The organism is Kutzneria sp. CA-103260 (genome assembly GCF_018263855.1).
In the GTDB taxonomy this organism is placed as follows: Bacteria; Actinomycetota; Actinomycetes; order Mycobacteriales; family Pseudonocardiaceae; genus Kutzneria.
Genome location: NZ_CP073318.1, coordinates 10316223 through 10343027, shown reverse-complemented (window position 1 = coordinate 10343027; position 26805 = coordinate 10316223). Strand labels below are relative to the sequence as shown.

Annotated in this window: 28 protein-coding genes; 9 read left to right on the top strand and 19 right to left on the bottom strand. The window is 71.3% G+C overall.

Annotated features, from left to right (window positions below):
- Window positions 1–53 precede the first annotated feature (53 nt).
- Genes JJ691_RS46475 through JJ691_RS46460 form a run of 4 tightly spaced genes read left to right on the top strand, consistent with a single transcriptional unit; the run spans window position 54 to window position 3501 of the window.
- Window positions 54–1559: a class I adenylate-forming enzyme family protein gene (locus JJ691_RS46475; RefSeq protein WP_211765760.1), complete on the top strand. Its 1506-nt coding sequence runs from the start codon at window positions 54–56 to the stop codon at window positions 1557–1559.
- 44 nt (window positions 1560–1603) lie between these two features.
- Window positions 1604–2371 carry a phosphosulfolactate synthase gene (locus JJ691_RS46470; protein WP_211765759.1) on the top strand — a complete coding sequence of 256 codons (768 nt, stop codon included), beginning with the start codon at window positions 1604–1606 and terminating at the stop codon, window positions 2369–2371.
- A 24-nt stretch (window positions 2372–2395) separates the two neighbouring features.
- Window positions 2396–2794 (top strand): VOC family protein, encoded by a 399-nt coding sequence (locus JJ691_RS46465; protein WP_211765758.1) that lies wholly within the window; start codon window positions 2396–2398, stop codon window positions 2792–2794.
- Window positions 2794–3501, top strand: coding sequence for a histidine phosphatase family protein (locus JJ691_RS46460; RefSeq protein WP_211765757.1), 708 nt, complete (start codon window positions 2794–2796; stop codon window positions 3499–3501). The genes JJ691_RS46465 and JJ691_RS46460 overlap by 1 nt, the downstream gene beginning before the upstream one ends.
- 179 nt (window positions 3502–3680) lie before the next feature.
- Here JJ691_RS46460 and JJ691_RS46455 read toward each other — a convergent pair whose 3' ends face one another.
- From JJ691_RS46455 to ffh, 18 genes are all read right to left on the bottom strand, one after another.
- Entirely contained in the window at window positions 3681–4544 is an 864-nt protein-coding gene (locus JJ691_RS46455; RefSeq protein WP_396521737.1) for a FliA/WhiG family RNA polymerase sigma factor, read from the bottom strand.
- A 70-nt stretch (window positions 4545–4614) separates the two neighbouring features.
- Complete coding sequence (locus JJ691_RS46450) at window positions 4615–5688, bottom strand: tyrosine recombinase XerC (RefSeq protein WP_211765755.1); 1074 nt, start codon at window positions 5686–5688, stop codon at window positions 4615–4617.
- A gap of 184 nt (window positions 5689–5872) precedes the next feature.
- Window positions 5873–6997 (bottom strand): DNA-processing protein DprA, encoded by a 1125-nt coding sequence (gene dprA / locus JJ691_RS46445; RefSeq protein ID WP_211765754.1) that lies wholly within the window; start codon window positions 6995–6997, stop codon window positions 5873–5875.
- Window positions 6994–8505, bottom strand: a complete 1512-nt coding sequence (locus JJ691_RS46440) for a YifB family Mg chelatase-like AAA ATPase (RefSeq protein WP_211765753.1) — start codon at window positions 8503–8505, stop codon at window positions 6994–6996. Before JJ691_RS46440 ends, dprA begins: the two co-directional genes overlap by 4 nt.
- Window positions 8505–8885 (bottom strand): YraN family protein, encoded by a 381-nt coding sequence (locus JJ691_RS46435; protein ID WP_211765752.1) that lies wholly within the window; start codon window positions 8883–8885, stop codon window positions 8505–8507. The genes JJ691_RS46440 and JJ691_RS46435 overlap by 1 nt, the downstream gene beginning before the upstream one ends.
- Before the next feature lie 251 nt (window positions 8886–9136).
- On the bottom strand, window positions 9137–9478 hold the full coding sequence (locus tag JJ691_RS46430) for a DUF2469 domain-containing protein (RefSeq protein ID WP_043722832.1): 342 nt from the start codon (window positions 9476–9478) through the stop codon (window positions 9137–9139).
- Entirely contained in the window at window positions 9475–10230 is a 756-nt protein-coding gene (locus JJ691_RS46425; protein ID WP_249228353.1) for a ribonuclease HII, read from the bottom strand. The genes JJ691_RS46430 and JJ691_RS46425 overlap by 4 nt, the downstream gene beginning before the upstream one ends.
- Before the next feature lie 19 nt (window positions 10231–10249).
- Window positions 10250–11218: a signal peptidase I gene (lepB, locus tag JJ691_RS46420; protein WP_211765750.1), complete on the bottom strand. Its 969-nt coding sequence runs from the start codon at window positions 11216–11218 to the stop codon at window positions 10250–10252.
- 56 nt (window positions 11219–11274) lie between these two features.
- Window positions 11275–12099: a signal peptidase I gene (lepB, locus tag JJ691_RS46415; protein ID WP_211765749.1), complete on the bottom strand. Its 825-nt coding sequence runs from the start codon at window positions 12097–12099 to the stop codon at window positions 11275–11277.
- 21 nt (window positions 12100–12120) lie between these two features.
- Complete coding sequence (rplS, locus tag JJ691_RS46410; RefSeq protein ID WP_211765748.1) at window positions 12121–12483, bottom strand: 50S ribosomal protein L19; 363 nt, start codon at window positions 12481–12483, stop codon at window positions 12121–12123.
- Between the two features lie 214 nt (window positions 12484–12697).
- Window positions 12698–13462: a tRNA (guanosine(37)-N1)-methyltransferase TrmD gene (gene trmD, locus JJ691_RS46405; RefSeq protein ID WP_211765747.1), complete on the bottom strand. Its 765-nt coding sequence runs from the start codon at window positions 13460–13462 to the stop codon at window positions 12698–12700.
- Entirely contained in the window at window positions 13462–13989 is a 528-nt protein-coding gene (gene rimM / locus JJ691_RS46400) for a ribosome maturation factor RimM (RefSeq protein WP_211765746.1), read from the bottom strand. The genes trmD and rimM overlap by 1 nt, the downstream gene beginning before the upstream one ends.
- Window positions 13986–14225: an RNA-binding protein gene (locus JJ691_RS46395; RefSeq protein ID WP_043722819.1), complete on the bottom strand. Its 240-nt coding sequence runs from the start codon at window positions 14223–14225 to the stop codon at window positions 13986–13988. The genes rimM and JJ691_RS46395 overlap by 4 nt, the downstream gene beginning before the upstream one ends.
- Complete coding sequence (gene rpsP, locus JJ691_RS46390) at window positions 14222–14674, bottom strand: 30S ribosomal protein S16 (protein WP_184865902.1); 453 nt, start codon at window positions 14672–14674, stop codon at window positions 14222–14224. Before rpsP ends, JJ691_RS46395 begins: the two co-directional genes overlap by 4 nt.
- A 219-nt stretch (window positions 14675–14893) precedes the next feature.
- On the bottom strand, window positions 14894–15619 hold the full coding sequence (locus tag JJ691_RS46385) for a CPBP family intramembrane glutamic endopeptidase (protein WP_211765745.1): 726 nt from the start codon (window positions 15617–15619) through the stop codon (window positions 14894–14896).
- Between the two features lie 45 nt (window positions 15620–15664).
- Window positions 15665–16342 (bottom strand): CPBP family intramembrane glutamic endopeptidase, encoded by a 678-nt coding sequence (locus tag JJ691_RS46380; protein WP_211765744.1) that lies wholly within the window; start codon window positions 16340–16342, stop codon window positions 15665–15667.
- A gap of 16 nt (window positions 16343–16358) precedes the next feature.
- Window positions 16359–17432 (bottom strand): amidohydrolase family protein, encoded by a 1074-nt coding sequence (locus JJ691_RS46375; RefSeq protein WP_211765743.1) that lies wholly within the window; start codon window positions 17430–17432, stop codon window positions 16359–16361.
- Between the two features lie 73 nt (window positions 17433–17505).
- Window positions 17506–19059, bottom strand: a complete 1554-nt coding sequence (gene ffh, locus JJ691_RS46370; RefSeq protein WP_211772160.1) for a signal recognition particle protein — start codon at window positions 19057–19059, stop codon at window positions 17506–17508.
- Window positions 19060–19129: 70 nt separating this feature from the next.
- On the opposite strand from ffh, the gene JJ691_RS46365 reads away from it, so the two are divergent.
- The 5 genes from JJ691_RS46365 (at window position 19130) to JJ691_RS46345 (ending at window position 24372) form a co-directional block, all read left to right on the top strand.
- On the top strand, window positions 19130–20191 hold the full coding sequence (locus tag JJ691_RS46365; protein WP_211765742.1) for a zinc-binding dehydrogenase: 1062 nt from the start codon (window positions 19130–19132) through the stop codon (window positions 20189–20191).
- 11 nt (window positions 20192–20202) lie between these two features.
- Window positions 20203–20850 carry a Crp/Fnr family transcriptional regulator gene (locus JJ691_RS46360; RefSeq protein WP_211765741.1) on the top strand — a complete coding sequence of 216 codons (648 nt, stop codon included), beginning with the start codon at window positions 20203–20205 and terminating at the stop codon, window positions 20848–20850.
- 87 nt (window positions 20851–20937) lie between these two features.
- Window positions 20938–21711: a hypothetical protein gene (locus JJ691_RS46355; protein ID WP_211765740.1), complete on the top strand. Its 774-nt coding sequence runs from the start codon at window positions 20938–20940 to the stop codon at window positions 21709–21711.
- Window positions 21708–23603 carry a hypothetical protein gene (locus JJ691_RS46350; protein WP_211765739.1) on the top strand — a complete coding sequence of 632 codons (1896 nt, stop codon included), beginning with the start codon at window positions 21708–21710 and terminating at the stop codon, window positions 23601–23603. Before JJ691_RS46355 ends, JJ691_RS46350 begins: the two co-directional genes overlap by 4 nt.
- A gap of 4 nt (window positions 23604–23607) precedes the next feature.
- Window positions 23608–24372, top strand: a complete 765-nt coding sequence (locus JJ691_RS46345) for a hypothetical protein (protein WP_211765738.1) — start codon at window positions 23608–23610, stop codon at window positions 24370–24372.
- A gap of 78 nt (window positions 24373–24450) precedes the next feature.
- On the opposite strand, the gene JJ691_RS46340 is transcribed toward JJ691_RS46345, so the two are convergent.
- Entirely contained in the window at window positions 24451–26805 is a 2355-nt protein-coding gene (locus JJ691_RS46340; protein ID WP_211765737.1) for a [protein-PII] uridylyltransferase, read from the bottom strand.

Sequence of the window (26805 nt, the reverse complement as noted above, 5' to 3'; positions counted from 1 at the left end):
ACATCGATCAAGTCAAGAATCGATCTGGTCATCCCACTTCGTGAGGAGGCCGCATGGCAGTGGTGTCCCGCCTACTGGCCGCCCGGGCACTGGAGCGGCCCGCGTCGGCCGCGTTCGTCGTCGGCGCGGACGGTAGGTCGCTCACCTGGTCGGAGCTGGCGTGCCAGGCCGAGAACTGGCGTGCGGCCAGTCGTGCGCTGCCGCAGCGGGCCCGCGTCGGGCTCGTCGCGGCCGATCCGCTCGCGTTCACCGCCGCCTATCTCGGCGCGCTCGCGGCCGGGCTGACGGCTGTGCCGCTCGACCCCCGGCTCACCGCGTCGGAACTGTCCAATTCGGTCGCCCGGCTTCGTGTCGACGTGTTGGCCACCGACACCCCGGACCTATTCGACGCCGACCCGGAAATGTGGTCGCTCACCGATTCCGGCCCGATTACGGTCCGATCGGCAACGGTGTCCTCTCGCCCCAGCGACGGCGCGGCACGGCGACCGGCGGTATTGCTGGCCAGTTCCGGCACTACCGGCGCGCCGAAGGGCATTCCGCTGTCCGAATGGCAGCTGATGCACGCCGCGCGACGGGTCGCCCGGCACCACGGCTTCGGCCCCGACCAACGCGGCTACACCCCGCTGCCGCTGTTCCACGTGAACGCACAGGTGATGGGGCTGCTGGCGAACGTGGTCAGCGGCGCGTCGCTGGTAGTGGACCGCCGGTTCGACGTGAACGCGTACTGGGAACGTGTCGAGCAGTGGCACCCGACCTGGCTGAACACGGTGCCCGCGATCCTGACCTCCCTGGCGTCGGCGCCCGCGCCGAGCGAGGGCGTCGTGCGCGGCATCCGATTCGCGCGCTCCGCCTCCGCGCCGCTGCCGGAGCACACGTTGCGCGCGTTCACCGAGCACACCGGCATCGGTGTGCTGGAGACGTACGGCATGACCGAGGCAGCCGGGCAGATCACCGCCAACCCGGTCGAGGCGGCCGCCCGCCGTATCGGCTCGGTCGGCCTGCCGGTCGGCATCGGGCTCACGGTGCTCGACCAGGACGGCCGCCCGGCCGCGCCCGGGCAAGAGGGCATGGTCGCACTGCGCGGCCGACAGGTGGTCAGCCACTACCTCGACCTGTCCGCCGACGTCCCTGAGCGGGCCCGGCTGGCCCGGGACGCCAGCGGCTGGCTGCTCACCGGCGACCTCGGCACCCGTGACGAGGCCGGCTTCGTGCGGCTGGCCGGCCGCGCGGACGACGTGATCAACCGGGGCGGCGAGAAGATCCACCCGCTCGAGATCGAGAACGTGCTGCTCGGGCACCCGGCGGTGCGGTCCGCCGCGGTCGTCGGCGCCCCGCACGACCGGCTCGGCCAGGTGGCCGTCGCGTTCGTCACCGCCCATCCCGGGGCGCACGCCGACGGTCTCGCCCGCGACCTGCGCGAGCTCTGCGAGCGGGAGCTGACCCGGTACAAGCGGCCGACCACCATCGAGGTGACCGGGCAGCTGCCCACCGGGCCCACCGGCAAGGTGCTGCGCCGCGCCCTGCGGGTCGAGCTGGCGACCGCGGGCGGGGCGCGATGACGCCGTCGCCGTCGAACAACGATTCCGAGTCCAGGAGGCAGCGCATGAGCAGGGGTTTGCCCGGCACCACCATGATGATCGACCCCGGACTGCCGACCGGCGCGTTCGCCGACGTCATCGACAGCCACGGCCACCTGGTCGACCTGGTCAAGTTCGGCTGGGGCACCGCGCTGGTGACCAAGGACATCGACCGCAAGGCCGCCGTGCTGCGCGCGGCCGGCATCGACTTCTACTTCGGCGGCACCCTGTTCGAGCACGCCGTGTGGACCGACCAGCTGCCCGACTACCTGGCGCTGGTCGAGCGCACCGGGGCCACCCACATCGAGGTCTCCAACGGCACCATCCCGCTGGACCAGCGCAGCAAGGCCGACTACGTGCGGCGGATGTCGGCCCACCGGCCCGTGCTGTCCGAGGTCGGCTACAAGGACGCCGACCGGTCCGCGCTGCTCACCCCGGCCGACTGGGTGGAGGCGCTGCGCGAGGACCTGGACGCCGGCGCCGTCACGGTGATCACCGAGGCACGGGAGAGCGGCCGCAGCGGCATCGCCAGGGCCGACGGGCACATGCGGGAGGACGTGCTCGGCGCCGTGCTGGACGCGCTCGACCCCGGCCTGATCATGTTCGAGGCCCCGACCAAGGACCTCCAGGTCGAGCTCATCCGCACCGTCGGGCCGCACGTCAACCTCGGCAACATCGCCACCCACGACGTGGTCGGCGTCGAGACGCTGCGCCGGGGCCTGCGCGGCGACACCCTGCTCAGCCTCACGACCGGGGCCGTGCCCGCAGCCCGGTCGATGTCCCACTCGAACTGACCACGCGGCGAAGGAACCACGAGAATGCGCAACCAGTACGACGCCTGCCACATCGCCGTCCCCGCCCGCGACCTGGACGAGGCGCTGGAGTACTACGTCTTCGGCCTCGGCGCCAAGCTGGCCCGGCGCTACGACGACCGGATCACCCTGGACTTCTTCGGCGACCAGCTCGTCTGCCACCTCTGCGACGACGTGCCGGCCGAGGCCGTCGCCTATCCGCGCCACTTCGGCGTCAGCTTCGCCGCCGCCGAGGACTTCGACCGCCTGGTACGGCTGGTCGAGCACCGCAAGCTGCGGGTGCTGTCCGGTCCGTCGATCCGCTTCGAGGGCACCGCCGAGCAGCACCGCACCCTGTTCCTGGCCGACCCGTCCAACAACGTGATCGAGTTCAAGAACTACGACGATCCCCGCATGCAGTACTGATGACCGACGTGACCCTCGAACGCCCCGTCCCCGGGCCCTCCGATCACGCCACGCCGGAGCCTTTCGACCACCCCACGCCGGGGCCATCCGATCACCACACGCTGGAGCCAGCCATTCGTCCCGCATCTGGGCCGTCCGTCCTGCACCTGGTCCGGCACGGCGAGAGCACCTGGAACCTGGCCGGCCGCATCCAGGGCCAGTCGGCTCAGGCCGGCGGCCTCACCGCTGCCGGCCGGGCGCAGGCCCATCTCACCGCCGACCTCCTCGCCGGACGTCCCACCCGGCCTGCCGCCATCATCGCCAGCGACCTGATCCGGGCCCGGGAGACCGCCGAGATCATCGCCACGCGTCTCGGCCTACCGCTGGAGTTCGACTCCGAGCTCCGGGAACAGCAGCTCGGCGAGCTGGAGGGCCAACGCCTCGACTCCCCCTTCGCCGACGACCCCACCGCCCAGCACTCCGTCGACCGACTGTGGCGTGAGCCCTTCCGCCGCCCCTCCGGCGGCGAGAGCATCGCCGACATGTACGCCCGGGTGCACCGCGCCCTCCGCCACCACGCCGTTTCCCGCCCCGGCGTGGAGATCGTCCTGGTCACCCACGGCGGTCCCGTCCGCATGGCCTCCGCCCCAGAGCCACCCACCCCCGGCGTACCCGTTCCTCGCGTCGGCGTCGACAACGCCTCGATCACCTCGATCACCGTCCCCTGACCAGAACCGGGGTCGGCGAACGCCACGACCAGTGGCATCGCCGCCCCCGGTCAACGGCATGCCGCCAGCGGGGACGCCGGAGGTGTGATCGGGCCGGAGCACGGCCGTGAGCTGACCGAAGTCAGCTGAGCAGTGCGGGCGGTGGGGACATCCATCCCAGCTGTCCGGTTCGGCGCGGGTCAGCTCTCGGACTGTTCGGCGAGCTTGGTGCGCAGGCGCAGGACGGCGCGGGTGTGCAGCTGGCAGACGCGGGACTCGGTGACGCCGAGAACGCGGCCGATCTCGGCCAGGGTGAGGTTCTCGAAGTAGTACAGGGTCACCACGATGCGGTCCCGCTCGGCCAGCTGGGCGATGGCGTCGGCCAGCTGGCGGCGGCTGTCCTGGTCGACGAGGCTGGCAACGGGGTCCTCGGCGTAGTCGTCGGGCAGGGTCTCCGCGAGGGAGGCGGTGCCACGGCCGGCGGCGATGAGCTCGTCGAGGGCGACGACGCTGGTGAGCTGGAGCTGGGCGTAGAGCTCCCGCAGCTCACTGATGGTGATCGACAGCTCGTTGGCCAGCTCGGAGTCGGTGGGGGTGCGCTGGAGGCGGCCGCCGAGGCGCTCCAGGGCGCGTTCGACGTCGCGGGCGCGGCTGCGCACGGAGCGCGGCACCCAGTCCTGGGAGCGCAGGTCGTCGAGGATGGCGCCGCGGATGCGCTGCATGGCGTAGGTCTCGAACTTCAGGCCCCGCTCGGGCTCGAACTTCTCGATCGCGTCGACCAGGCCGAAGATCCCGGACTGGATCAGGTCGCCGACGTCGACGTGCGCGGGCAGGCCGGTGCCGACCCGGCCGGCGACGTACTTGACCAGCGGGGCGTAGTGCAGCACGAGCCGGTCCCGCAGCTCCTGCGCCCGGCTGCCGCCGTAGCTGCGCCACAGCGCGACGATGCCCGCCTCGACGTCGTCGGCCGTGCGCTGATCACCGGGGAGGACCCCGTCTGGCTGACCCGCACCGTACGAGCCCCGCGAGCCACCGGCGGCCGGGCCGTGGCTGCCGTTGCGCATCGCTGTCGTCTCCGGGGCGCGTGTCTCCAGGGAGGGCACGGTTGCCGTGCGGGAACCTCCCCCGGCGTCCTCAGGAACGGGGGTGGGTTCGCTCATGGATCGCCTTAAGCCGTTCGACGGTGACGTGGGTGTAGAGCTGCGTGGTGGCTAGCGTAGCGTGACCGAGAAGCTCTTGGACGGTTCGCAGGTCCGCGCCGCCCTCCAGCAGGTGCGTCGCGGCGGAGTGCCTTAGGCCGTGCGGACCTGTGTCGACTGCTCCGGGTACCGCACCGACCGCGCCGTGCACGATCTTGCGGGCCGTCCGCTGATCCAGCCGGCCGCCTCGCGCGCCCAGCAGCAAAGCGACCGGCGAACCCGGCCTGACCAGGGCGGATCGCCCCTCGTCGAGCCACCGGCGCAACGCCCGCTCGGCCGGTGCGCCGAACGGCACGACCCGCTCGCGGCCACCTTTGCCCAGCACACGAATCACTCGGCTGGAGTAGTCCACATCGCCCAGGTCCAACCCGCATAGTTCGGACACCCGGACACCGGTGGCGTAGAGCAGCTCCAACAGAGCTTGGTCACGCAGAGCGACGGCCGCGCCTTCCGCGGCCCCGCTCTCGGCGGCGGACAGCATCGCCGCCGCCTGGTCCTTGCGCAGCACCCCGGGCAGCGTCCGATGCGGCCGCGGCGCCATCAGCAGCTGCCCCGGATCCGTCGCCAGGTGCCCACGCCGCCGCGCCCAGGCCGTGAACGTCCGAGCCGCCGCCGACCGCCTGGCCAGCGTCGACCGGCTCGCCCCGGCGGCCCGCAGGCCACTCAGCCACCCGCGCAGGGCAGCGAGGTCGATGTCGGCCACCCGGACCGGCAGCGGCTGGTCATCCACGCCGTCTCCGCCGTCGCCATGGTCGCCGCCGGCGGTCACACCGACAGGTGCCTGTGCCTCGGTGGCGGTGTGGCCGGCGGCGTCCGCCTGGGTGGGCGGGGCCAGATGTCCCAGCAGGGACACCACATCGCCGAGGTAGGCGCGCACGGTGTGCTCGGAGAGGTTGCGCTCCAGCCGGAGGTGCCGCTCGTAGTCCGCGAGCACCGCCTCGACGTCAGCGGGCAGCCGTTGGCGGAGCCGAATCAGCTCCTGCGCCGCCGGCCGTCGTGAAGAGGGCATCGAACGCGTGTCACATCCCCGCGAGCGGCGAACAGGCGCGCGGCCTCAGCGCGGCGGCCCGCTCGATTCCGTGATGTCCACCCGTGCGGATGACCCTCGTGTGACGACACATAGCCCAACACGGTGCGCCGCAACCCGTTCGTGGTCAAGCATCGCCACACCCGTTGGAGTGGCCTCTGCCCGTTCATCCCTGTCCGCGACACCACCCCGCTTCACACTTTTGGACTAGCCCCAACATTTCCAGCTCCGGCAGCAACGCTCTGACCCGCGACAATGGGACGCCGGAACCGACGGCGATGCGCTCGGCGCTCACACCACCCCGAGACGGCAACTCCTCGTGCACGCGCAGCATCACCCGATCGAGACCATCGGTGGAGCGCGGGGGTTCATCCGATCGAGTAGTTGCGTCCACACCAATTCGTCCGGCATCCGCCATCACGTCGGCCACGGTGCACACCGCCGTCGCACCGGCCGTGCGCAACAGGTCGTGGCACCCCACCGACATCGCCGACGTCACCGGTCCGGGCACCGCCATCAGCGGCCGCCCGAGCGCACTTGTTGTCGCGGCGGTGTTTCTCGAACCGCTTCGACGACCCGCCTCCACCACGACAGTGCCCGCCGCCAGCGCGGCGATGAGCCGATTCCGCACCAGGAAACGATGCCTGGCCGGCCGCGTGCCCGGCGGATACTCGCTGACCACGGCCCCGCTCACGGCGATCCGGGCCAGCAGCTCGGTGTGGCCCGCCGGATAGGCCACATCGACGCCGCAGGCCAACACCGCGACCGTGGACCCCTTGGCCCCCAACGCTCCGCGATGCGCGTAGCCGTCGATCCCATACGCAGCACCGGAAACGACGGTCACCGACCGCTCGGCCAGGCCGTAGGCGAGATCGGCGGCGACATGCTCGCCATAGCCGGTCGACGCCCTCGCGCCGATCACCGCCACTGCCTCCTCGACGAGCTCGTCGAGTCGGGCAGAACCCCGCACCCACAGCCCCAGCGGCCCCGTCATGCCGGGCACGCCCCGGGCCGCCGCGTTGGTGAGGGCCAGCAGCGGCCAGGCCGGCCACTCCTCGTCCTCCGGAATGACCAGGCGGGCCTGCCTGGTCGCCGCCTCCGCCATGTCCCTCTCGGCGAAGTCCAGGTGCCGACGCGCGGCCGTCTCGTCCTCGGCCGCCTTGCCGGCCCGCACCAGCTCAGCCGCTCGCACCGGCCCCAAGTCCGCCACCAGCGACACCACCTCGGGCGCCGGCGGCTCCGCGACCCGGAGCAGATAAGCCCTGGCCAAGCGGATCTCGTCGGTGGTCACGCCGCTCTCCGGTCCCGGAACTCCAGGGCGGCCGCGACATCGTCGCTGTCCGGGCAGTCCTTCTCGGCCAGGTCCGCCAGCGTCCAGGCGATCCGGATGCACCGGTCCGCCCCTCGCGCGCTGACGAACCCCGATTCGAGGCCGCGATCAAGCAGACGGACCGCCTTAGCCGGCAACTGGAAGTAGCGTCGCAGCTCTGGACCAGGCACCTCGGCATTGGTCCGCCAACCGTGTTCGGCCCACCGCTCCGCGGCCCGCGTGCGAGCCTTGGCGACCCGTTCGCGCACCGTTGCGGTGGTCTCCGGTGGCCCGAGACCACCAGCCTCCATGGCCGTAATGGGCCTCATCCGGGTGCGGATATCGATCCGGTCCAGCAACGGACCGGACAACCGCGAGAAGTACTTGCGGCGCTCGATCGGCGAGCACCTGCAGTCGACATCCCGAGGCGGTGCGCATGGGCACGGGTTCGTCGCCAGCACCAACTGAAACCGGGCCGGATACCGGGCGACACCATCACGTCGGGCAAGGCGTATCTCGCCTTCCTCGATCGCGGTCCGCAACGCCTCCATATGCGGCGCTTTGTACTCGCAAGCCTCGTCGAGGAAAAGCACCCCTCGATGGGCTTTGCTGATCGCACCAGGACGGGCCATACCGACGCCACCGCCCACGAGCGCGGCGACGGACGCCGAGTGGTGCGGGGCGATGAACGGCGGCAGCGTCACCAGCGGCACATCGGCGGACAGTGCGCCGACGATCGAGTGGATGACCGTCACCTCCAGCGCCTCATCGGGCGTGAGCGATGGCAACAGTCCCACGAGGCGTTCGGCCAGCATCGTCTTTCCGGTGCCTGGCGGGCCCACGAGCAGCATGTTGTGCGCACCGGCGGCGGCGACCTCCAGCGCCCACCGGGCTTCGGGCTGGCCTACGACGTCGACCAGGTCGGGCACTTCACCCCTGGCGACCAAACCGGGCGGCCCTGGCTCAATCAGCGCCGATTCATCGCCCTTGAACCACGCCAGGACGTCGGTCAGGTGGACAGCGCCACGCGTCTCCACGCCGTCGACGAGTGCCGCCTCGGCGAGCGTCTCCACCGGCACGACGGCGTGCTTCAAGCCGGACCGCTTCGCGGCCAGCAGCCGGGGCAGCACCCCGCGCACGGGACGGATGCGGCCGTCCAGGGCCAACTCGCCGATCAGGACCGTGCCGCCGAGCATGGTCTGTGGCACGCTCCCGGCACCGGCCAGCACCGCGCAGGCCAGCCCCAGGTCGTAGCCGGAGCCGCCCTTGGGCAGGTCGGCCGGCGACAGCGCCAGCGTGACCTGGTCCGGCCATTCCAGTCCGGAGTTGCGGACCGCGGCCCGCACGCGGTCCTTGGCCTCGTTCAGCGCCGAGTCCGGCAGCCCCAACAGCTGCACCTTGGGCTTGCCCTGGCCGACGTCCGCCTCGATCTCCACCGGCTGGCCGTCCACACCGAGCAGGGCGACCGACCAGGTCCGTGACAGCGGCATCAGAACGCACCCCGCAGGTGCTCCAACCGCGCCGGACCATGGCCCGGCCACAGGATGGAGATCAGGTCGAACCGGGTGTCGCAGTAGGCCACGTTGTGCGCGGCCCGCCATCGGTGGGTGAGCCGGCGGATCCGGGTCGCCTTCTCGTAGTCGACCGCCTCCGCCGGCTTGCCGTAGGTGGTGCTGGAGCGGGTCTTCACCTCGCACACCACGAGCCGGCCGCCGTCGGTGGCGACGATGTCCAGCTCACCCTCGGGACATCGCCAGTTCCTGGACAGCACGACCAAGCCCTGCTCCTCCAGGAAGAGGGTCGCCAGTTCCTCGCCCAGCCGGCCCAGCTCGGCAGGGCTCGGCGTGGTGCTGCATCGCTCGCGGGTCATGCGTCGACAGTGCGCCGAACGCCGCAGCGACTGCCAGGCCGTTCGCCGCCGCTGTGGACAAGTCGGGAGTTGTCCACAGGCCATCCCCAACGGGGCCCACAGGGGCGAAGGTTGTGGTTGGCTGGCCGGGGACCTGCGTGCCCAGGGCGGACAGCTGGGGCGTGTGGGGAATTGACTCGCAACGAAAGGGGCCTTCGCCGCACCGAGTGCGGCGAAGGCCCCTTTCGTCGAACCAGGGTGCCGGTCGGCTCCTAGGTGGCGGGACCGCCACCGGCTCCGAACGGGCCGTCTTCGGGGAGGCGCAGGTCGGGCTTGTCCAACTCCTCCACGTTGACGTCCTTGAAGGTGATCACCCGGACGTTCTTGACGAACCGGGCCGGGCGGTACATGTCCCAGACCCAGGCGTCGGACATCCGCACCTCGAAGTACACCTCGCCCTCGGCGTTGCGCACCTGCACGTCGACGGCGTTGGCCAGGTAGAACCGGCGCTCGGTCTCCACCACGTAGGAGAACTGACCGACGATGTCGCGGTACTCCTTGTAGAGCTGAAGCTCCATCTCGGTCTCGTACTTCTCGAGATCCTCCGCGCTCATCGGACCCGCGTCCCTCCTCGTCGTGAGCCAGGTACCCCGACCTCCGGGGACGCTCCATTCTGAACCACCCGGCGGGCCACCTCGTGCGGAGGGCACATGTTGTGCAGCCGCCCCGCCGCGGCGACGTTCACGTACGACCACCGGTGCTCGGCGGTCGGCCCGTGCTCGTTGAGCGCGGCCGTGTGGTCGGCGGTGCAGTAGCCCTTGTGCACGTCAAAGCCATAACACGGCAGGTCGCCGTGCAATTCCGTCATGATCCGGTCCCGGGTCACCTTGGCCAGCACCGACGCCGCGGCGACGCAGGCGACCACCTGGTCACCCTTGATCACTGCGGTGCTGGGGGCGGTCAGGCCCGGAACCTTGAAACCATCGACCAGAACATAACCCGGATGGGTGGTGAGCTGCGCCACTGCCCGCCGCATGCCCTCGATGTTGGCGACGTGCACGCCGATCCGGTCGACCTCGGCCGGCGGGATCACGACCACGGCGAAGTCCAGCGCCCGGGCCAGCACGAGGTCGTACATCCGATCCCGCGCGGCCTCGGTGAGCAGCTTGGAGTCGGTCAGCCCCTCCAGCTTCCGGGCGTCGCCCGGCCGCAGCACGCACGACGCGACCACCAGCGGCCCGGCGCACGCGCCCCGGCCAGCCTCGTCGACCCCGGCCACGGGCCCTAACCCACGCCGGTCCAGCGCCGACTGCAGAGCCCAGTTCCCCGTGCTGCTCCGGATGACCGCCCGCTGCGGCCGGAGCACGTCGCCCGCGACTACCACCTCAGCGGTCGCCCCGGGCGAACAGTCCGAACAGCCGGCGCCGCACCCGCCGCCCGACCCACACGGTCGGGAACGCGGCGGCCATGCCGATACCCAGCGGCAGCCCCTGCTGCCAGGCGGGCGCGTGCAGCGCGGACGCCTCGGCCTGCGGGTTGACGGTCGTCACGGCCCCCCACCGGGTCGGCGGCAGCACGATCAGCCGCGCCTTGCCGATCACGTTGGACACCGGCACCGTGCCGGCCAGCAGGTCGCCGTGGCCCTGGAACCGCGAGTCGTCGGAGTTGTTGCGGTTGTCGCCCATCACCCACAGCTTGCCGTCGGGCACCTTGACCGGCCCGAACGTCGGCTGGGTGGGCGGATAGTCCGGCCGCCAGTAGATGTACGACTCGTTGATCGGCTTGCCGTCCACCACGACCTTGTTGTCCTGGCAGCACGACACCGTCTGCCCGCCGACCGCGATGACCCGCTTGATCAGGTCGTACTCGTTGGGCGGGAACAGCGAGATGGCCGACCCGACGTTCTCGATGGCGCTCACGATCGGGTTGTCCGACTGCTGCGACTGGAACTCGCTCTTGTCCCAGTTGTCCGGCGCCTTGAACACGACCACGTCACCCGGCTGAACGCTGGTGAAGTCGTAGGTCAGCTTGTCGACGAGCACCCGGTCGTCGGTGCAGCCGGCGCAGCCGACGAGGGTCATCTCCATCGACTCGGAGGGGATGACGTAGACGCGCGCCAGGAACGTCTGGATCAGGATCGTCAGCACCAGAGCGGTGACGATCAGGATCGGCAGTTCCTTCCAGAACGAGCGCTTCTTCTCGGGCTTGCGCTGCCGGCGGGTGCGCGCGGTGCTGGCGCCGTCGAGAAGACGCGGTTCCGACTCGGCCTGCTCGGACTCGGAAGCGGAAGTCGTCTTGGGTTCCTCCGGCTCCGGGTTGCTCTGCGGATTCTGCGAGGGCACGACGTCGGTCACCGGGCCAGGTTACGCTAGCGCTGGTGGGGTCCAGGTACAGCAGGCCGTACGGTCCCCTACACGGGTAGTAGCGAATCCGCCCAATTCCGGCGTCGCCACCACAGCAGCGCCAGGCCACCGGCGGCGACCTGCGGATCGTGGTCGGAGATGAAGCCCCAGCGCCCCGGCGGCAGCACGATCACCCGGGCCTTGCCGATCACGTCGCTCACGCCGATGGTGCCGTTCACCCCGCCGCCCCCCTGGAAGCGCGAGTCCAGCGAGTTCAGGCGGCTGTCACCCATCACGAACAGCCGGCCGGCCGGCACCTTCACCGGCGCGAAGTCGGCCATCTTGGGCGGCTGCCCCGGCACGTAGTAGATGTACGGCTCGTCCAGCGGCTTGCCGTCGACCAGCACCCGGTTGCGCGGGTCGCAGCACTGGATGGTCTGCCCGCCGACCGCGATCACCCGCTTGACAAAGTCGCGCTCGTCGATCTGGGCCAGCCCGACCAGCGAGCCCAGGCCCTGCAGCGCCTGCACGACGGGATTGTCGGAGTGCTCGGAGGTGAAGTCGTTGTGCGTCCAAGCCTCGGGGCCGCGGAACACCACGACGTCGCCGGGCGACGGGTCGCGGAACCGGTAGGTGATCTTGTCGACCAGCACGCGGTCGTCGGTGCAGCCCGTGCAGCCGTGCAGCGTCTGCTCCATGGAGCCGGACGGGATGACGTAGACCTTGGCCAGGAAGGTCTGGATGAGGACGGTCAGCACGAGGGCGATCCCGATCAGGATCACCGTCTCCTTGACGAAGGAGCCGACGCGGCTACGGCCCTTGCCGCCATCTTGCGATGGGGGCAAGGGCCGTTCCACGTCGTCGCGCTCGTCCCGGGACTCGTCAGTGCTCACCGGGGCGGTACGAGGATCAGATCAGGAGTTGGCCGGGACCGCGTCCCGCTTCTCCTTGATCTTGGCGGCCTTGCCGCGCAGGTCGCGCAGGTAGTACAGCTTGGCCCGGCGCACGTCGCCGCGGGTCACGCGCTCGATCTTGGCGATGTTCGGGGAGTGCACCGGGAAGGTGCGCTCGACGCCGACGCCGAACGAGATCTTGCGGACGGTGAAGGTCTCGCGGATGCCGCCGTTCTGCCGGCGGATCACGACGCCCTGGAACACCTGGACCCGCTCGCGGGAGCCCTCGATGACGCGGACGTGGACCTTCAGGGTGTCGCCCGGGCGGAAGTCCGGGATGTCGGAACGCAGCGACTGAGCGTCCAGAGCGTCCAGGGTGTTCATCGGTGGTCCGTCCTCGTCCTTCGGGTGTCTGTCGTACAACCCCCGCGAAGCGCACGGACGAACTCCACTGCCGGAATCCGGGTGCTGGTCCTGCCTGGGGGCCTTGCCCAACTGGCGCACGCCGGCAACGTCCAAACTCAACGTCCAGCCGGGTGCAGCAACCTGTCCAGTGTGCCAGACGGGTGTCGGCGAGCCCAAATCGGGGGGTTGGGGATCAGTTGTGGTCCGGGTCGCGCAGGCGGTCCAGCAGCGCCCGGTCATGTTTGTCGAGCTGGTCGTCGGCCAGCCGGTCGAGCAGCTCCGGCCGACGCCGGTAGGTGCGCTCCAGCGCCTGGTCGCGACGCCACCGGTCGATCAGCTTGTGGTTGCCCGAGCGCAGCACGTCGGGCACGGCCAGGCCGCGCCAGACCTCGGGCCGGGTGTAGCTGGGGCCCTCCAGCAGGCCGTCGGAGAACGAGTCCTGCTCGGCCGACTGCGGATTGCCCAGCACGCCGGGCAGCAGCCGGGCCACGGCCTCGACCATGACCAGCACCGCGACCTCGCCGCCGACCAGCACGTAGTCGCCGATGGAGACCTCGTCGACCTGCATCCGGCCGGCGGAGTCGTCGACGACCCGCTGGTCGATGCCCTCGTAGCGGCCGCAGGCGAAGGCCAGCCGCGGCAGCGTCGCGTACTCGCGGGCCAGTTCCTGGGTGAACGGCCGGCCGGCCGGCGTGGGCACGATCAGCCGCGGCAGCGCGCCGTCGGCGTCCGGCCCGCACACCGCGTCCAGCGCCTCACCCCAGACCTGGGGCTTCATCACCATGCCCGGGCCGCCGCCGTACGGGCTGTCGTCCACGGCCTTGTGCACGTCGTGGGTGTAGTCCCGCAGGTCGTGCACGTCGACGCTGATGAGCTTCTTGTCGATGGCCTTGCCCAGCAGCGCGGCCCGCAGCGGCTCGAGGTACTCGGGAAAGATGGTCAGAACGTCGATCCGCATCAGGCGTCCAGCAGCCCCTCGGGCGGGTCCACGACCACGCGGCCGCCCGCGACGTCCACTGTGGGCACGATGTCGGCGACGAACGGAATCAGGGCCTCGCCGCCGTCGGGCAGCCGCACGGACAGCAGGTCGCTGGCCGCCGTGTGCAGCACCTCGGCGACCACACCGATCTTGTTGCCCTGGACGTCCACGACCTCGAGCCCTTCCAGCTCGTGGTCGTAGAACTCCTCGGGATCGTCGGAGGGCGCGATGTCGGCGGCGTCCACCACCAGCAGCAGGCCGCGCATCGCCTCGGCCGCGTCGCGACCGGCGACGCCCTCGAACGTCACCAGCAGCCGCCCGGTGTGAGGCCGGGCGGCTGCGATGGTGACGGTTCCGGACGCGCCGTCCCGCGCACGGGTCGCCAGCACGGCGCCCGGCGCGAACCGCTCCTCCGGGGAGTCGGTGCGCACGTCCACGACGAGCTCGCCGCGAATGCCGTGCGGCTTGACGACCCGTCCGACGACGCGAACGTCGGGACTGCTCAACGGTCGGTGTCCACCACGTCCACGCGCACGCCGCGACCGCCGATGCCGGCCATCACGGTGCGCAGCGCGGTCGCGGTCCGACCGCCCCGCCCGATCACCTTGCCGAGGTCGTCCGGGTGGACGTGCACCTCGAGGGTGCGACCGCGGCGGGTGGTCAGCAGGTTGACCCGAACATCGTCAGGGTGGTCGACGATGCCCCGGACGAGGTGCTCGAGCGCGTCCGCGAGCAAACTCACGCCTCGCCGCCCTCGGACTTCTCCTCAGCGGCGGCCTCGTCCTTGGACTCGGCCTTCTTGGCGGACGCCTTCTTCTTCGGCGTGGTGGCCTCGGTCGTGGGCTCCTCGCCCGCGGCGGCCAGCGCGGCGTTGAACAGCGCCTGCTTGTCCGGCTTCGGCTCGGCGTGCTTGAGCGTGCCCTCGGCGCCCGGCAGGCCCTTGAACTTCTGCCAGTCGCCGGTGATCTCCAGGATGCGCTGCACAGGCTCGGTCGGCTGCGCGCCGACGCCCAGCCAGTACTGCGCCCGCTCGGTGTCGACCTCGATGAAGCTGGGCTCCTGCAGCGGGTGGTACTTGCCGATCGTCTCGATCGCCTTGCCGCTCCGGCGGGCGCGCGAGTCGGCGACAATGATCCGGTACTGGGGCTGGCGGATCTTGCCGAGCCGCTGCAGCTTGATCTTGACGGCCACGGGTGGTGGTACTCCTCAGGCTCTCGTTGCTCCGGGTCGAGCACAGCAGACCGCGTGGGGACACGATCGTCGCGCTCAGGTTTCAGGACGCCACGGCACAGCGAGAGGGACCGGCAATGGCGGACAGCCGTCCATTCTGCCAGACGAGGACGTGGCGACACCAATCGCCCCCTGCCGGAACTCGACACATAGTTGCCCGAGAGCGGGACTCGCGGGGTCTCAGTGCCAGAGGCCCAGGGACATCAGCAGGATGCCTACCGCCGGGACGAAGTTGTTGATCTGGTGCGCCACGATGCTGGCCGGCAGACGGCCGGTGACCAGGCGTGCCCAGCCGATGGGGATGGCGATGACCAGCAGCAGCGAGGTGCGCAGCGGCTCCAGGTGGCTGACCGCGAAGATCGCGGTGCTCAGCACGAGGGCGGCCCAGCGGCTCCACTGCAGCCGCTCGATGGCGCCCCAGAGCAGACCGCGGAAAATCAGCTCCTCGCAGGCCGGGCCGATCAGCCAGGTGTAGAGGAACATCACGATGCCCAGCGCCAGCGGCAGCGGCTGGGCGTCGACCACGGAGGCCAGCGCCGAGGTGGGGTCGAGCTTGCCGACGGTCTTGGCCCAGACCGCGGCGGCGATGGCGGTCAGCACCAGCCCGGCCAGGCCGAGCTTGAGGCCGGCCCGCACGTCCGGCCAGCTCCACTGCAACCGCAGGTCGATCGTCGGGCCGTTGCCACGCAGCAGGGTGGCCAGCACGGCGACGCCGGCGGCGAGCATGGTGGGCAGCGCGGTCACCACGACAATCACGACCGGCGGGATGGGCTCGTCGGAAACCGGGCCGGAGGCCGCGACCAGGAACACCGCGGACAGGATCAGCACCAGCTCGGCGAGCACGAAGGCGCCGAACCCCCATCTGTGCGACGGGGGCACCTCGACCTGCGTTGTGGGTGGGGTCACCGGGCCTCCTCGGTCCGACGGCTGACGAGCGTAGTCAACGTTCGGTCAGGTCGCCGCGAGTGTGACGATCCCGGGCAGCAAGTTGTTGGTGGCGTGGGCGACCATGCTCGCGCCGATCCGCCCGGTGACCAGCCGGGCCGCCCCGATTGCGACGCCCTGTGCGAACAGCGACGCCAGCCGGCTCGGGTCCAGGTGCAGGAAGGCGAAGATCAGCGCGGTGAGCGCGAGGATCGTCAGCCGCGGCACCTGGTAGCGCTCCAGCGCGCCCCAGAGCGCCCCGCGCACCAGCAGTTCCTCGGTAACGGGCGCGCCGATCACCAGGAACGCGACGTAGCCGATGAGCCAGGCGTCGACGTGGCTGGTGATCGGCGAGGCCTGCGGCGGGATGACCTGCGCGACCACCATCGCGATGATCAGGCCGACCACGACGGACGCCACGCCGCAGACCAGACCGACCAGCACGTCCCGCCGGGTGGGCAGGAAGCCGAAGTCGGCCAGCACGCCACGGCCGCGGCGGCGGGAGAACCACCACGGCACCAGGCCCAGGAACAGGTTGGCGACCAGCGGCACGACCAGGCGTGCGCCGGAGCGGGGTCCGCTCGGCGCCGGCAGGAAGCCGACGATCACCAGCGACACCAGGTAGTACAGCCCGAAGCCGAGCAGGAACGCGGTCAGTCCCCAGGCCAGGTCGGTCGGCGGATGCTGTTGCCGCTGCTCGTCCACCGCACTCCCCGCCTCGCTAGCGAACCACCCGTCCGCGCAGCATGATCATGGACGGATCACGCAGCACCTGGAGATCATCTCGTGGGTCGTCGGCGAATACCAGCAGGTCAGCGGGTGATCCCTCAGTCAGGCCGGGCCAGCCCAGCCAGGACCGGGCGGCCCAGGAGGCCGCGCCGAGCGCCTGTTCCCGACTCATCCCGGCCTCGTGCAGGGCGACCACCTCGTCGACCAGCCGGCCGTGCTTGATGCCGCCGCCGGCGTCGGTGCCGGCGTAGACCTGAACTCCGGCCTCCACCGCGCTGCTCACCGTCTGTCGCACCCGGGCGTGCAGATCGCGCATGTGGGCGGCGTACACGGGGTACCTCTCGGCACCGTCCGCGATGGACGGGAACAGCTCGATGTTGATCAGGGTCGGCACCAGGGCGGTGCCGTGGCTGGCCATCTCGGCGATGGTGTCGTCGGTCAGGCCGGTGCCGTGCTCGATGCAGTCGATGCCAGCGTTGATCAGACCGGGCAGCGCGTCCTCGCCGAACGTGTGCGCGGTGACCTTGACCCCGGCGTCGTGCGCGACCGCGACGGCCTCCTTGAGCACCTCGTCCGGCCAGAGCGGGGCCAGGTCACCGAGGTCACGGTCGATCCAGTCGCCGACCAGCTTCACCCAGCCGTCGCCGTCGGCCGCCTGCTCGGCCACCGCGGCCGGCAGCAACGACGGGTCGGCCAGCTCGACGCCGATGTGCCGGATGTAGCGCTTGGGCCGGGCCAGGTGCCGGCCGGCGCGGATGATCCGGGGCAGGTCGAGCCGTTCCTGCAGCGGCCGGTTGTCGATCGGCACACCGCAGTCGCGGATCAGCAGCGTGCCGTTGTCCCGGTCCAACTCGGCCTGCTCGACGGCCTCCTCCAGGGAGGTGCCGCCGTCCGGGCCGAGGCCGACGTGGCAGTGCGCGTCGACCATGCCGGGCAACAGGAAGCCACCGTCCACGATGGTCTCCGCGCCCGGCACCGGCTTCGTGCGCACCCGCCCGTTGACGACCCACAGGTCGCGTTCCTCGCCGTCCGGGAGGACGACGCCGCGCAGGTGGAAGCCGCTCACTGCGGCACCTCGCTAGCGCTCGGTGTCCGCATTCGCGGACGCTCTGTGCTGAACGATTCGCTCGCAAGCTCGCTCATTGGTCCTTGCCGAACTTGAACTTCTTCGGGTCGAAGCCGGGCGGCAGCTGGTCCAGGCCGGCCAGGCCGGGCGGCAACTCCTGCAGGCCGGGCGGCAGGTTGGACAGGTCGGGCATGCCGGCGGGCAGACCGCCCGGCAGACCGGGGAAGCCGCCGCGCATCTTCGGCGGGGTCGGGCCGCGGTTGCCCTTGCCCTTCTTCCCCTTCTTGCCCTTGCGGCTGCCGCCGCCCCCGCCACCGGGGAAGCCGAACCGGCCGGCCATCTGCTTCATCATCTTGCGGGCCTCGAAGAAGCGGGTGACCAGGTCGTTCACCTCGCTGACGGACACGCCCGAGCCCTTGGAGATGCGCAGCCGGCGGGAGCCGTTGATGATCTTCGGGTCGGCCCGCTCGGCCGGCGTCATGCCGCGGATGATGGCCTGCAGCCGGTCCAGCTTGCGCTCGTCGAAGTTGGCCAGCTGGTCCTTCATCTGGCCGGCGCCGGGCAGCATGCCCAGCAGGTTGGCGATCGGGCCCATCTTGCGGACCGCGAGCATCTGCTCGAGGAAGTCCTCCAGCGTGAGCTCGCCGGTGCCCAGCTTGGCCGCGGTGGCCTGGGCCTTCTCCTGGTCGAAGTGCTGCTCGGCCTGCTCGATCAGGGTGAGCAGGTCGCCCATGCCCAGGATCCGGCTGGCCATCCGGTCCGGGTGGAAGACGTCGAAGTCGTCCTGCTTCTCGCCGTTGGAGGCGAACATGATCGGCTGGCCGGTGACCTCGCGCACGGACAGCGCGGCGCCACCGCGGGCGTCGCCGTCGAGCTTGGTCAGCACCACGCCGGTGAAGCCGACGCCGTCGCGGAAGGCCTCGGCGGTGGTCACCGCGTCCTGGCCGATCATCGCGTCGACCACGAACAGCACCTCGTCGGGCTGCACGGCGGCCTTGATGTCGGCGGCCTGCCGCATCAGCTCCTCGTCGATGCCCAGCCGGCCGGCGGTGTCGACCACCACCACGTCGTGCTGGGCCCGCTTGGCCTCGTCCACACCGGCCTTGGCGACCTGCACCGGGTCGCCGACGCCGTTGCCCGGCTCCGGCGCGAACACCGGCACGCCGGCGCGCTCGCCGACCACCTGCAGCTGGGTGACGGCGTTGGGGCGCTGCAGGTCGCAGGCGACCAGCAGCGGGGTGTGGCCCTGCTTGCGCAGCCAGGCCGCGAGCTTGCCGGCCAGGGTGGTCTTACCGGCGCCCTGGAGGCCGGCGAGCATGATCACGGTGGGCGGCGTCTTGGCCAGGTTGAGCCGGCGGGTCTCGCCGCCGAGGATGCCGATCAGCTCCTCGTTGACGATCTTGACGACCTGCTGGGCCGGGTTCAGCGCGCCGGAGACCTCCGCGCCCTTGGCCCGCTCCTTGACGCCCGCGATGAACGTGCGCACCACCGGCAGGGCGACGTCCGCCTCGAGCAGGGCGATCCGGATCTCCCGGCAGGTGGCGTCGATGTCCGCGTCGGTGAGGCGGCCCTTGCCACGAAGGTTCGCCAGCACCGACGAGAGCCGGTCAGAAAGGGTGTCGAACACAGTCCGCACGACCTCGCAACTAGACGGTGGTGTTGCGTCGAGGGTAGCTGGACAGGTACCCACCAGTCTCATGAGCGCCACGATGCCGGCCGGACGGCTCAACCTCCGCACCCTCGAGTTCGCCGTCGAGGAGGTGCCGGTGCCCACTCCCGGGCGGGGCGAAGTGCTGGTGAAGGTGGAGGCCGCGGGCGTGTGCCTGTCCGACATCCACCTCATCGACGGCTCGCTGCGGCTGCCCGGCAACGAGCTGGAGAAGGTCACCCTGGGGCACGAGGTCGCCGGCACGATCGCCGAACTGGGCGAAGGGGTGCCGGACGTGTTCGCCGAGGGGCAGCGGGTGCTGCTGCTGGCCGGCATGGCCTGCGGCAAGTGCGCCAACTGCGTGCGGCGGCGGCCCGGCTGTCTGCACGGGCTGACCCGTGGCGTCGAGTTCGACGGCGGTTGGGCCCACTACACGCTGGCGCGCATGGAGACCGTCTATCCCATCCCCGACAGCCTGCCCATCGAACAGGCCGCCATCATCCCCGACGCCGTCTCCACGCCATACGCCGCGATCACCCACACCGCCGGTCTGCGCCCAGCGCAGTCCGCCGGCATCTGGGGCGTCGGCGGTCTCGGCGCTCACGGCGTGCAGCTGCTGCGCTTCGCCGGCGCCGCCCCCATCGTCGCCGTCGACCCCCTGCCCCACGCCCGTGAACGCGCCCTCAAGCTCGGCGCCGACGTCGCCCTCGACCCCATGGCCGCCGACTTCCGCCAGCAGGTCCTCGCCGCCACCGACGGCCGTGGCCTCGACTACGCCTTCGACTTCGCCGGCGTGCCCGCCGTGCGCACCCAGGCCGACAGCGTCCTCGCCCGTGATGGCGCACTGGTGCTCGTCGGCCTCTCCGGGCAGGCCCTCAGCATCCCCAACGACACCGCCTTCAGCGCCGGCCGCCACCGCGTCCTCGGCCACTACGGTGGCCTGCCCGTGCACCTCGAGGAGCTCATCAAGCTCGCCGGCCACGGCCGCCTCGACTTCTCCGCCTCCATCAGCGGCCGCCTCAGGTTCGAGGACGCCGCCGAGGCCGTCCGCCAGCTGGCGGAGAAGGTCAACGACCCGATCCGCCTGGTACTCACGCCGGACGGCGTGTAGAGAAGGAAGGCGTGCCGGTAGGGGGATTTCGCACACTGCTGTCCGGCGAGCAATGGTCCACGTTGCTCGCCGCGGGCAGCCCTCGTCGCTACCGCCCGGGTGACACGCTGGTGCGGCAGGGCGATCCGGGCGGCTTCCTGTTGGTGCTGCAGGCGGGCCGGGTGCAGGTGCTGCGGACCGAGGCCGACGGCAGCCGGCTGCTGTTGGAGGTCCGCGCGGCCGGGGACCTGATCGGCGAGATGGCCGCGCGGGATTCCGGGGTGCGCAACGCGACCGTGGTGGCGGTCGACGAGTGCTTCGCCCGGCAGCTCCCGATTCCCGTGTTCGAACGGCTGCCGGCGGCCGCGCTGCTGTCCGACTACATCGTCAGCAAGATCAACCAGCACCTGCCGGTGCGAGTGCAGCTGGCGCACTTCAGGCCGACTCAGAAGGTGGCCCGGCTGTTCGCCGAACTGGTCGCGCTCGCCGGCCCGGAGCTCACCGACCCCCGGCGAATTCCGCTGTCCCAGCAGGAAGTCGCGGACGCGCTCGGGCTGTCGCGAAGCAAGGTGGCGGCAGTGGTCGCCGACCTGAGGACCGAGGGTGTGCTCGGCCCCGGCCCGAAGTTGACCGTGCTCGACCGGGACGCGCTGCTGCGCCACACCTCAACTGTGAGCTGAGCCACATTCCAGGTGTCCACGCGTGGACACCGGCCTCCGGCCATCCGGCGGAAAGTCGACGGCACCGCAGTCAAGGAGGCCAGAGACATGCCCGCCCAGCACACCATCGCCCTGCCGCCCTACCGCGCGATGCTCGTGGTCGATCTGAAGGACTTCAGCGGCAACGCCGCCGCCGACCAGGGCCGGATCGGCGCGGACATCCCGGTGCTGCTGCGCGACACGTTCCAGCGCATGGGGCATGGCTATCTGCACGCCGAGGCGAAGTTCCTCGACCACACCGGGGACGGCTACGCGATGGGCTTCCGCCCACGCGCGCTGCCCGCCCTGCTCGACCTGTTCCCCGCCACACTGCAGGCGGAGCTGGCCGACCGCGCCAAGCGGGCCGGCACTCGCCCGCAGCGGATGCGGGTGAGCATCACCGTCGGTCCGCTGACCGACAAGGCGGGCACCTCGATCCGCGACGGCCAGGGGGCGGCGCGGATCGAGGTGCACCGCCTGCTCGACGCCAAGCCGGTGCGCGACCTGCTCACCCGGTCCAACCCCGAGGTGACGCTGGTGGCCACGATCATCTCGGCCCGCGTGTACGAAGACGTCGTCATGGGCGGCTACTGCCAGCTCAGCGCCGAGAGCTTCGTCCCGGCTCCGGTCGAGGTGAAGTCGTACCAGGGCAAGGCCTATCTGCACGTGCCGGTGCCGTCCGGTGACCTGCTGGTCAACGGCTTCGCGCCGCAGCAGCCGGTCATGGAACCGGCTGCCGAGCCGGAATCGGCGGCGTCGGTGCGGATCGGCGACGTCGACCGCAACAGCGGCGTGGTCATCGGCACGAACACCGGCGGCTTCACATTCGGCGGCCAACGATGACCGAGACGGTGGAGATCGGCGACGTCGACCGCAACAGCGGCGTCGTCATCGGCAGCAGCACGCTGTCCGTCGAGACGATGAACCTGCTCCAGATCACCGGCCAGCAGACCGCCATGCGGGTACGCGCCCGGCAGTGGTTCTCCCCGCACCGCCTGACCGAACTGGCAGCCTGCTTCGTGGAGCCGGCGGGCTTCGCCCAGGCGCTGGCGGTGTTGGGGAGCAAGCAATCGGTGCTGCTGGCCGGTCCCGCGGGCACCGGCCGGACCACCGCCGCGGCCATGCTGCTGCACCGGATCGGCGGCGCGGGCCGGATCCGGCAGCTGGACGTGAACCTGAGCGACGACGAGCAGCCGGTGCTCGACGTCGAGCAGGTACGCCGGGAGGAGTCGCTGCTGCTGGACTTGTCCACAATGGACATGCCGGATTTCCTTCGGGTGGCCGCGGAACTGGGGCCGTTGCTGAGCCGGGCCACCGAGGTCGGCAGCCGGCTGGCCGTGGTGCTGCCGGACTACGAGCGGCAGGTTCCGGAGGCCGTGCCACGGGGGTTGCGGGTGGAGCTGATGCTCACACCGCAGCTGGCCCAACAAGTCTTCGAGCACCACCTTCGGGTGCACGGTGTGGCGGCCGGCGCGGCGAATCCGGCCCTGGCGGCGATGTTCGCCACGCCTCGAGCCGGTGAGCTGGCCGAACTCGCCGACCTCATCGCCAGGTCGGAGGCAATGGCCTGGTCTGAGGCGCTGGCGACGGCGTTGGACGAGTTGTCCAACCGATCCGCCGAGCTGACGGAGATGTTCGCCAAGCACCCGGACGCGGCCTGGCGGAGCCTGCTCGTGGCGGTGGCGCTGGTGGACGGCGGGCCGGCGGACGCGGCGTTCGAGGCGGACCGGGAACTGTTGCGGCTGCTGGAGTTTCCCGACTCCGAAGAGCATCCCCTGGCCCGCTCCGGGCTCACCGCGCGGCTCGCCGACGTCGGGGCCGAGATCGCCGACGGCCGGGTGCGGTTCACCTTGCCTCGCTACGGCGACGCCGTGTTGACCTACGTGTGGCGCAACTTTCCCGGCCTGCGGCCGAAGCTGGCCGGTTGGGTGCAGCGCGTGCCGCGCCTGCCGCGAACCGGCATGGCCGACGGCGACCGGGCCGCGGTGGCGGAGCGGTTCCTCGACCTCTCGTTGCGGCACGGCGGTGTGAACGATGTCCTTGCCACGGTCCGCGACTGGGCGACCGGCGACTCGCGGACCACTGCCCTGGCAGTGCAGACGTTAGGCGCTGCGGTGGTGGACAGCCGCTACGGCTGGCGGGTCCGTGGCCGCGTCTACGACTGGGCTCGCGACCCGGGCCTGCCGCCGCGGCTGGCCGGCGTGCTGATCACCGTGTGCGAGAACGTGTTGTGGCCGGTGTATCCCTCGGTGGCGATGGTCCGGCTGCATCTGCTGACCGCCCATCGTGACGACACCGTCGGCCATGCGGCGATCGACGCCCTGCTGCGGCTGGCCGACGACCCGCAGACACGAAACTTGGTGCTGGAGCGGGTCGCGGCGCAGCTGTACGACGGCGATCCCGGCCGGGACGTCGAACTGCTCGGCCGGCTGGTCGACCCAGGCCAACCGCTGCCGAACCGGGATCTGGTGACGGTCGCCTGGCACGGGGCGCTGATCCGGCCCGAGGTCGAGCCACTGGTGCGGGCGTGGCTGGCCGTCGGCACCGAGGACGTGCTGGATGTGCTGGTCGACGCGTGTGACGGCGGCATCGAGCGGCTGGCCCGGCTGCGGGGCATGGCGGCGGCCTGGGCACGGGAGGAACCAGCTGGTCGGCGACGCGTCGGCCTGATGCTCGACACGAGGATCGACTCGGCGATGGACCTGGCGCGGACCGCGCCGGGCCGGGAGGGGTGACGTCATGTTGCGGGAACTGCTCGCACTGCTGTTTCGGCCGCGGGAGGTGCCGCCGGTGCAGCAGGTCAGGATCGACGACCAGGGCCTGCGCAGTGCGACCGCGGGCTACGACTTCCGGTTCTCCTGCGTCGTCTTCTACCAGGAACAACTGCGGCCCGGCACGCATCCGAGCGTCTACGGAGTCGCTCGGCAGTCGGTGGTCCAGCACGCGTTGGAGCTGGCGGCCCGCGCGGAGCTGGTCGACCACGTGAACTTCCAGAATCAGCTCGCGGCGGAGCTGGGCGTGCCACGGTACGAGCTGAACGGGGCGCTGCGGGTCTGGGCCGCCGAGGTCGTCGCCGTGCCGGCGGAGGCCGATCTCCAGGCCGTGCGGCGACAGCGGGAACTGGAGCGGAACCTGCTGGAGTGGCAGCACCAGAAGGAGATGGAGCGCCGCGAGCGGGACTTCGTCGCCGAGATGCTGCGCGAGCCGCAGCGGGCGGTGGCCTGGTGGCTGTCGCGCAACCCGCAGCAGGTGGCGCAGGCGGTCGACATGATCGAGCCGCTGGCCCGGCTCAGCGCCACGATCCACGGGCGGCCGGCTGCTCCGCCGGTCCTCTCGCCGGGTGATCAGCTGCTGGCGGCGAGCGAACGGCTGTTCGCACCGTTGGACGAGTGGAATCGGGCCCTGCTCGGCGATCAGCTGGCCAAGACCCTGGTCGCTTTCGGCCACGTCGAGCTGGCCGAGCGCCTGCGCACCCAGCTCGACGCCCCCGGTCTGGCCGGCTGACGTGCGTGAAAGGACCATTTCGCTCGTTCAACGAGAGGAATGGTCCTTTCCGAACGTCAGGGGGTTGACAGGGGCGGGTCAGCCTTTGGCGGCGGCCACGACGGCGCGTTCGATGGCGCGGCGGCGGGCGGGGTCGAGGTCCTCGCCGTCGTGGGGGACGAGGCAGAAGGAGTCGACGACGGTGCCGCCGAGGGTGGCGACCTTGGCCCAGCGGACGTCGAGCTTGTTGGCCTCCAGGGTGGCGGCGACGGTGTGGAGCAGGCCGATGCGGTCGGCGGCGCGGAGCTCCATGACGATGGCGCCGGAGGCCTCGTCGTCGAACCAGAGGACGCGAGGGGGTGGGGCGTCGGTGGGCGGGCCGCCGTAGTCGCGTTCCTTGGCGGAGAGGCGTTCGGACAGGGGGAGTTCGCCGGCGATGGAGCGGGTGAGCTGCTCGCGGATGAGACCGGGGTCGGGGAGGGAGCCGAAGCGCGGCGACACGGAGAAGATGTCGACGGCGACGGCGGAATCGCTGCGCAGGACGGCGGAGTGGACCTCAAGGGAGTTGAGGGCCAGCACGCCGGCAGCCCGGGACAGGAGGCCGGGGCGGTCGGGGGCGACGACGGTGACGGTGGCGGACGAGCGGTCCTCGGTGATGAGCACGTCGGGCTTGCCGGACAGGGACACCTTCTGGGCCAAGGCCTGTTGGGAGGCGTCCAAGGGCTCGGGCCGAGGCGAGGGCTCGCCGGCCATGGCGGAGCGGCAGCGCCGGACGAGGTCGGCGATGAGCCCGGCCTTCCAGTCGGTCCACACGCCGGGACCGGTGGCCAGCGAATCGGCCTCGGCCAAGGCGTGCAACAGCTCCAGCAGCACGGGGTCGCCGCCGAGGGTCTCGACGACCCGGGCGACGGTGGCGTCGTCCTCGACGTCACGGCGGGTCGCGGTGTGCGGCAGCAACAAGTGGTGCCGAACGGCGGCGGACAGCAGCTGGACGTCGTTGGGCCACAGGCCCAGGCGCTCGCCGATCTGGGTGGCGAGGGCGGCCCCGACCTCGGAATGGTCGGCGTCCCGGCCCTTGCCGATGTCGTGCAGCAAAGCGGCCAGCAGCAGGAGATCCGGCCGGGAGACGGTGGTGGCCAGGCGGGCGGCGTGGGCGGTGGCCTGCACGAGGTGCCGGTCGACGGTCCACGTGTGCGCGAGGTCCCGCGGCGGTAGATCCCGAACGGCGCCCCACTCGGGGAACAGCCGCCCCCACAGGCCGGTCCGGTCGTAGGCCTCGACAACGTCGATCAGCCCAGGACCGGTGCCCAACAAGGAAAGCAGCTCGTCACGGGCCTCACGGGGCCAAGGCTTGCGCAGCTCCGGCGAGGAGTCGGCGAGCCGGCTCAGGGTGCCGGGGGCGATGGGACTGTTGGTACGGGCGGCAGAGCCGGCGACGCGGAGCAGCAGCCCGGGGTCGCGGCTGGGCACGGCGTCCCGAGCCAGGGCGACCTCGTTGCCGTGGAGGACAACGCCGTCGTCCAAGGGCCGCCGGGCCGGGCCACGACGCAAAGCCGACCGCCCGAACGCGCCGATTCCCTTGCGAGGCGCGGCAGCCCGGGCCGAACGCAGGGCGACGTCGACGGCGTACACGACGGTCCGTCCGGCCGAGGACAGGGCCCGGGCGAGCCCGAACCGGTCGCCCATGGACAAAGCAGCGGCGACCTCGTCACCCTCCTGGGCATGCAGCACGTCACGCGGTTTTCCACTGGCCCGCCGCAATTCGGTGCGCACGTCGAGCAGCAGCTCACGGGCCTGCTCGACCTCGGTCCCGGGACGGTCGATCACCTGCGCGACGGCCAGGGCGTCCACGAGTTGCACATCCCGCAGCCCACCACGACCGTGCTTGAGGTCGGGCTCCACCCGGTGCGCCACCTCGCCGGACGCCGCCCACCGCCGCTTGGCCTGGTCGGCGAGCTCGTCGAGGCGGTCCCGGATGCCGGCCCGCCACTGCTGCCGGGCCGAGTGGATCAGGCGGTCGGCGACCTCCTGGTCACCGGCCAGGAACCGGGCTTCGAGCAGGCCCAGGGCCACCCGCAGGTCGCTGCCGGCCACCCGCAGCGCCTCGCCGACGGTCCGCACCGAGTGGTCCAGCCCGATGCCGGAGTTCCACAGCGGATACCACAGCTTCTCGGCCACCGACTCGATGTCCTTGCGTCCGTTGTGGACGAGAACGAGGTCGAGGTCCGAGCCCGGCACCAGTTCCCGCCGGCCCAGCGCGCCGACGGCCACCAGGGCGGCCCCCGCGCCCACGCCGGACGTGCCGGCGTGGGCGGTGAGCCAGAACTCGTGCAGGTCGACCAGCGCCTCGCGCAAGGCGTCCGCCGGCAACCGGCGGTGACCCGGTGCGGGCTTGAGCAACAAGTCCCGTGCCCGCACCAGGTCGTCCGCAGTGACAGCCCCCAGGTCCGTCAT

Bases quoted from the DNA above. Each gene is read 5' to 3' on its own strand.
- JJ691_RS46475 (WP_211765760.1), top strand. From the start codon at position 54: ATGGCAGTGGTGTCCCGCCTACTGGCCGCCCGGGCACTGGAGCGGCCC.
- JJ691_RS46470 (WP_211765759.1), top strand. From the start codon at position 1,604: ATGAGCAGGGGTTTGCCCGGCACCACCATGATGATCGACCCCGGACTG.
- JJ691_RS46465 (WP_211765758.1), top strand. From the start codon at position 2,396: ATGCGCAACCAGTACGACGCCTGCCACATCGCCGTCCCCGCCCGCGAC.
- JJ691_RS46460 (WP_211765757.1), top strand. From the start codon at position 2,794: ATGACCGACGTGACCCTCGAACGCCCCGTCCCCGGGCCCTCCGATCAC.
- JJ691_RS46455 (WP_396521737.1), bottom strand. From the start codon at position 4,544: ATGCGCAACGGCAGCCACGGCCCGGCCGCCGGTGGCTCGCGGGGCTCG.
- JJ691_RS46450 (WP_211765755.1), bottom strand. From the start codon at position 5,688: ATGCCCTCTTCACGACGGCCGGCGGCGCAGGAGCTGATTCGGCTCCGC.
- JJ691_RS46440 (WP_211765753.1), bottom strand. From the start codon at position 8,505: ATGCCGCTGTCACGGACCTGGTCGGTCGCCCTGCTCGGTGTGGACGGC.
- JJ691_RS46435 (WP_211765752.1), bottom strand. From the start codon at position 8,885: ATGACCCGCGAGCGATGCAGCACCACGCCGAGCCCTGCCGAGCTGGGC.
- JJ691_RS46430 (WP_043722832.1), bottom strand. From the start codon at position 9,478: ATGAGCGCGGAGGATCTCGAGAAGTACGAGACCGAGATGGAGCTTCAG.
- rplS (WP_211765748.1), bottom strand. From the start codon at position 12,483: ATGAACACCCTGGACGCTCTGGACGCTCAGTCGCTGCGTTCCGACATC.
- trmD (WP_211765747.1), bottom strand. From the start codon at position 13,462: ATGCGGATCGACGTTCTGACCATCTTTCCCGAGTACCTCGAGCCGCTG.
- JJ691_RS46365 (WP_211765742.1), top strand. From the start codon at position 19,130: ATGAGCGCCACGATGCCGGCCGGACGGCTCAACCTCCGCACCCTCGAG.
- JJ691_RS46355 (WP_211765740.1), top strand. From the start codon at position 20,938: ATGCCCGCCCAGCACACCATCGCCCTGCCGCCCTACCGCGCGATGCTC.
- JJ691_RS46350 (WP_211765739.1), top strand. From the start codon at position 21,708: ATGACCGAGACGGTGGAGATCGGCGACGTCGACCGCAACAGCGGCGTC.
- JJ691_RS46345 (WP_211765738.1), top strand. From the start codon at position 23,608: ATGTTGCGGGAACTGCTCGCACTGCTGTTTCGGCCGCGGGAGGTGCCG.
- JJ691_RS46340 (WP_211765737.1), bottom strand. From the start codon at position 26,805: ATGACGGACCTGGGGGCTGTCACTGCGGACGACCTGGTGCGGGCACGG.